At 55.8% G+C, this 5039-nt stretch carries 3 protein-coding genes; 2 read left to right on the top strand and 1 reads right to left on the bottom strand.

What is annotated here, in order from left to right:
• The coding region (locus tag FEM54_RS24265; protein WP_205894426.1) for a hypothetical protein at positions 1–1785 on the top strand (1785 nt) is incomplete at its 5' end.
• A gap of 531 nt (positions 1786–2316) precedes the next feature.
• Positions 2317–4278 (top strand): autotransporter outer membrane beta-barrel domain-containing protein, encoded by a 1962-nt coding sequence (locus FEM54_RS24260; protein ID WP_138453420.1) that lies wholly within the window; start codon positions 2317–2319, stop codon positions 4276–4278.
• Positions 4279–4394: 116 nt separating this feature from the next.
• On the opposite strand, the gene FEM54_RS24255 is transcribed toward FEM54_RS24260, so the two are convergent.
• Positions 4395–5036, bottom strand: a complete 642-nt coding sequence (locus tag FEM54_RS24255; protein ID WP_138453422.1) for a DUF1345 domain-containing protein — start codon at positions 5034–5036, stop codon at positions 4395–4397.
• Positions 5037–5039 lie beyond the last annotated feature (3 nt).

Below are 5039 nucleotides of genomic sequence, written 5' to 3'. Positions count from 1 at the left end.
TTTGTAATCAACGCCCCAGGTGACAAGTTTTCGGTGAGTATTCCTGTCGTTACGAGCTCGGGAGTGCAGCAGTCGGGTGATTTTCAAGTACGTATTGACTTGCACCAGAATGAGGGTGCGGATCCAACTATTCCAGGCTCCGTAGACAGGCCTGGTTCTCTCGGCCAGTCCTCACCCATTTCGACTTATAAAATGGACTTGGATCCACCCTATTTAAGGGTTCAGCCACCTGCGCCGCAATACACGGGGGCCTTCCCGCCGGGCCAGGTTATTAGTCTGGCACAACTGACGCAGTTCAATTTGCCATTCTCTATTCCTGACAACGTAACGACGGGCCTCGGGGCTTGGAAGCCAGGAGATACGCTGACCTTTTTCTATAACCACGGCACCCCCGTGACAGCCACAGAAGTAGCCCGGCAGACTCCACCCCGGCCCATGGCCCAAACCGGCAACCTGCTGACAGTGCTCGCCAATGAGATTACGCAAGGGGGGCCGTGCTTCTTTACTTACCAAATCAGGGACTCGCAGGGCAATGCAAGTTTGGTCTCTGCGCCTTCGATTACCTTCACGATCGCGCTGGATCCGGCACCCGAAAATTTACAGCCGATTATCATTCAACAGGCGCCAGACCTCGTTGATGACTTGGTCACTATTGAAGACTTGAAATCAGGCCCAACGGGCGAAATTCGGACCTATACGAACGTTGACACTACCAAGGACGAGGTTCGGGTTCGATACAACAATGGGCCTTGGAGCCCATGGTCTCGCGTTCTCTCGGTTCCAATCACGTTGGATCAGGCCTTTCTGAGCCCCCTGGCTGTAGCGGACTATGCCAATGCAAAAGGTCCGAAATCGGTCGTTATCACCTATGAAATACGCAAAAATGGTGACACTTTCCCTGGCCCGACCACGCCGTTCAGAGTGGACTTTAGTGTGACGGGGCCGAGCAATCCGGGAATACCAGGCAGTATCAATACCCGATTGATTCCTGCATCGTTCCTTGGGACCGGCGCGGCGGCAGCGAACATAATGGAGTTTGCACAGGCTGGCAAGCCGGTCACCGTTACGGTCGAGTTATGGCAAACCTCTGACCCTGCTGAACTGCCGGCGCCAGGCATGTTTCTTATCCTTGTCAACCCTGACGGTACGTTCATCGCGCCCGCTAAGGAACTAAGCAATGAGATACCTGGAGACCTTGTCACCTGGGACATCGACTGGAGTGTCTTTCAAAAACTGGGCAATGGCGAACATCAAATCAGCTATGTCGTATCACCAACGGCAACGCCAACGTCTGCCACTAACCTCAATCGCGCGGGACCTAGAAAGGTTGAAGTGCGGGATGCGGTAACTACACCCCTGCCGGCGGCTAGATATATCGGTGCGACGACGGGGCCGTTTGGTCAATGGGCCTGCCAAGCGCTAGTAGCACCGGCGCCGACAAACTGGGAAGGCAGGGTAGCTGTGGACGGGGACCCGAGAATGGTGGTTGGTCAGCTACTGACCTTGGTACTGGAGGCGTTCAGACCTCGCACGGGCACACCTCGGCTTTTTGACCAAACGCAGAGTTACAACGTACTCGTTACCCCTACCATTAGAGATAACGGCCATATCTTCCGGATTCCCTACGCGGGTTTCCTTGAACATGCCCAAGTAGGGCGTGCGGAGGCGACTTACACCGTGCCGCTGAACAACGGCACGCTGGGGCGTGGTACCGCGGGCGTTAACGTACGTACGACGTTGAGTTACACACGGTGCGATAACGTGGGAGCAATCATCGTCCCTTAGAGGCGTCATTGATACGCTGCAGGGTTCCCCTCTCAACCTGAGAGGGGGTTTCCCTGACAGTGCCCTACCGATTAGATGACCCAAAGTGCTGCCTACTTACCAATAGGTTGCAGATTAATCCTACATAAGAGTGAGTGTTTAATACTTACTCTACGTGCCGCACAGGTAAGGCGTCACTTTCAGGAAGTGAGCCGAACCGCTTTTGTAGGCCTTACCAAAGAGTGATTGACCATGTCGGCACTGAACACGTTCGAACTCAAACCCTTGAGTGCAATGATGAAAGTCCCCACCATTACATTCTGTTTGTTTGCCGCGATGCAGGGGCAAGCTCAGGCGGTTGTGATAGGTAGCGGTGAGCAAAGAACCATTGACGCAACTGAGCAAACAACGGATTGGCAATTGTCGGGCCAATCAGCGTTGACGATGAACCGTGCAACAGCCACCACGATCGACCTTTCAAATTCCACGTTGAACATGAACAGCGGCAGTATGGCGAATAGTGTACATGCTGTGCAGGGCTCCACAGTAAACATGGACGCTGCACGTGTTACTTCGAGCGATTCCCTATACGGCGCCGTGCGGCTGGACAGCAGTAAGGCGGTTATTAACAACAGTACCCTCACCAATACCAGCGGCGTAGGGTTGCAGGCGTTTGGTTTTGTAGGCACGTCGAGCGGCTCATCCGCTGAGGTCAGCAACTCTACGATCAGTGGCGCTATCGGCGGTGCCGAAGCATTCACTGGCAGTCAGTTACACTTTAAACAAAACTCGCTGGTGCAGGGCACGGGAGTAGGGGCCTTTGGGCTCTCCCTCGCAGGTGCCACAGCGACTGCCACGCAAAGTACTATCATCGGCAATGGCCATGGCGTGTCGTTCACCCGTAATCGGGGGGACCTGACGGATGGCAAACTGGTTTTGGACCAGTCCGTGGTTGAGGGTCGCAGCGGTTCGGCCATCTCGGTCAGGGGCACGCCAAATCGAGTGCCAGTGGTGTCTATCGATGTACTCAACGGTTCTACGTTGAAAGGCGGTAATGGCAATCTACTGTCGGTGTCTGGCGGTGCCACGGCAACGATGAATGTGGATAACAGCCGAAACCTGGCCGGTAATGTAATCGCCGATGCCACCAGCACCGTGCATTTGAACCTGCAAAACAACGCCGAGCTGACGGGCCAGTTGCAGAACGTCTCCACCCTGAGCGTAGGCAATGCTTCCAACTGGAACATGACCGGTGACAGCCAGGTGGGCGCACTGAACATGGCCGGTGGTACGGTGACCATGGGCGCGGCGAATGAGTTTTACCAACTGAACCTTCAGACGCTTTCGGGTAACGGCACCTTTGTCATGGGCACCGATTTCGACCAAGGCAAAACCGACTTTATCAATGTCACCGGCGAAGCCACGGGCAACCACAGCCTGGCACTCGCAGCCAGCGGCAGCGAACTGGTCAAAACCCAGGTTGTGCATACCGGCGGCGGTGACGCGGCGTTCTCCCTGGAGGGCGGCCCGGTCGACATGGGGGCCTATGCCTATAACCTGAAACAGGAAGGCAATGACTGGTTTCTGGACACGCAAACCCGTGTGATCAGCCGCAGTGCCCGCGTGGTGACGGCATTGTTCAACACCCCGGTGACCATCATGACCGCCGAAGAGGGCTCATTGCGCCAACGTATGGGTGAGTTGCGCTACTCCCCGAAAAGCACCGGTCTCTGGGTCCTTGGTATCGGCAGTCAATATGATGTGTCCCAGAGTTCGGGCACCGGCTACTCGCAGAACCTGCGAGGTTTTTCCATCGGTGCTGATACGCCGCTGGGCGACAGCCAATGGAAGGTGGGTGTATTTGGCGGCCACAGTAACTCTGACGTAAACCCGGCTCGCGGCGCTGCCGGTACCGTCAAGAGCTACTTCCTGGGTACCTATGCCACCTGGATGGACGAAGAAAGCGGTTTCTATTTTGATGCCGTGGCCAAAGCCAACCGGTTCCAGAACCAGGCCAAGGCAACACTCAGTGACAACACGTCGACCAAGGGTGGCTACAACAACGTAGGCGGTGGTGTATCGGCTGAACTCGGCCGTCATATCAAGTTCGGTGAGAGTTCCTTTATTGAACCTTACGGCCGACTGTCGACCATTGTGGTCCAGGGTGGCACGTACAGCCTGAAAAACGGTTTGCAAGTGGACGGTGAGCGCACCCGCTCAAGGACCGCCGAGGCCGGTGCGACCGTTGGTCATGAGTTCCAACTCGATGATGGCACGCTGATCAAGCCTTACCTGCGTGCGGCAATGGTCCACGAGTTTGCCAACAACAATAAGGTCACGGTCAACAACCAGACCTTCAACAATGATTTGTCGGGCTCGCGCACCAAGTACGGTGCCGGTGTGGCGGTGTCGTTTACCCAGGACCTGCAGGCGCATGTCGACCTGGAGACCAGCACCAGTGACAAAATCAAGCAAAAAGCCGCTGTCAATGTTGGCCTGCGTTATGCATTTTAATTAAACCGGCGCCCTATAAAGCCCTGATCGAAAGATCAGGGCTTTTTTTTGAACGCAAAAGCGCTCCTCAATAGCCTTTCCCGGTTAGATCAGGATTGCCGCCATACCATCAGGGTTCAACTGAACAACCCGGCAGCAATATTGATCGAGAAGCCAAGAATCGCCGTATTGAACAGAAACCCAATCAACGACTGGCCCAAAACGACTTTGCGCATTGCGCGTGTAGCAACCCCCACATCCGCGGTTTGCACCGCCACGCCGATGGTGAACGAGAAGTACAGGAAGTCCCAGTAATTGGGGTTACGCAGCCCTTCGGCAAAGCGCAGTGCGGGCTCATCACCGTCCCAGGTGTAGAACAGGCGGGCGTAATGCACGCTGAAAATCACCCCGGTCAGCAACCATGAACCAATCACCGTCATGCCGGTAAAACCGTAGTGCAGCAGGCGCGCCGTGCTGTCCAGGTCTTTGCTGCCTACCAGGTTGACTGTGATGGTAGCCAGGCTGGCTATCGCGGCAATGCACACCATGAACAGCACCATCCCGGCGTTTTCATCCTCGATCTCGGCGATGCGTTTTACGTCATCGGCACGTGAACGGCTGGTCAGCCACAGCATCAATGCCAGGTAGGTCCAGACCCCGGCGTTCCAGCCAATCAGGATTTTGCTGATCAGCGTATCGGCCGGCGCCAGAATGCCCACGGCAAGGCCAAGGACGGCGGCGGATGAGAGGCGAGGGTGGGTGCGGGCGAGGAAGGCCATAGG

It is taken from the genome of Pseudomonas edaphica, assembly GCF_005863185.1.
Classification (GTDB): domain Bacteria; phylum Pseudomonadota; class Gammaproteobacteria; order Pseudomonadales; family Pseudomonadaceae; genus Aquipseudomonas; species Aquipseudomonas edaphica.
The sequence above is the reverse complement of the archived record's forward strand: the minus strand, read 5'-3'. Positions and strand labels throughout refer to the sequence as shown.

Coding starts and splice junctions, on each gene's coding strand:
- FEM54_RS24260 (WP_138453420.1), top strand. CDS start 2,317: ATGGACGCTGCACGTGTTACTTCGAGCGATTCCCTATACGGCGCCGTG.
- FEM54_RS24255 (WP_138453422.1), bottom strand. CDS start 5,036: ATGGCCTTCCTCGCCCGCACCCACCCTCGCCTCTCATCCGCCGCCGTC.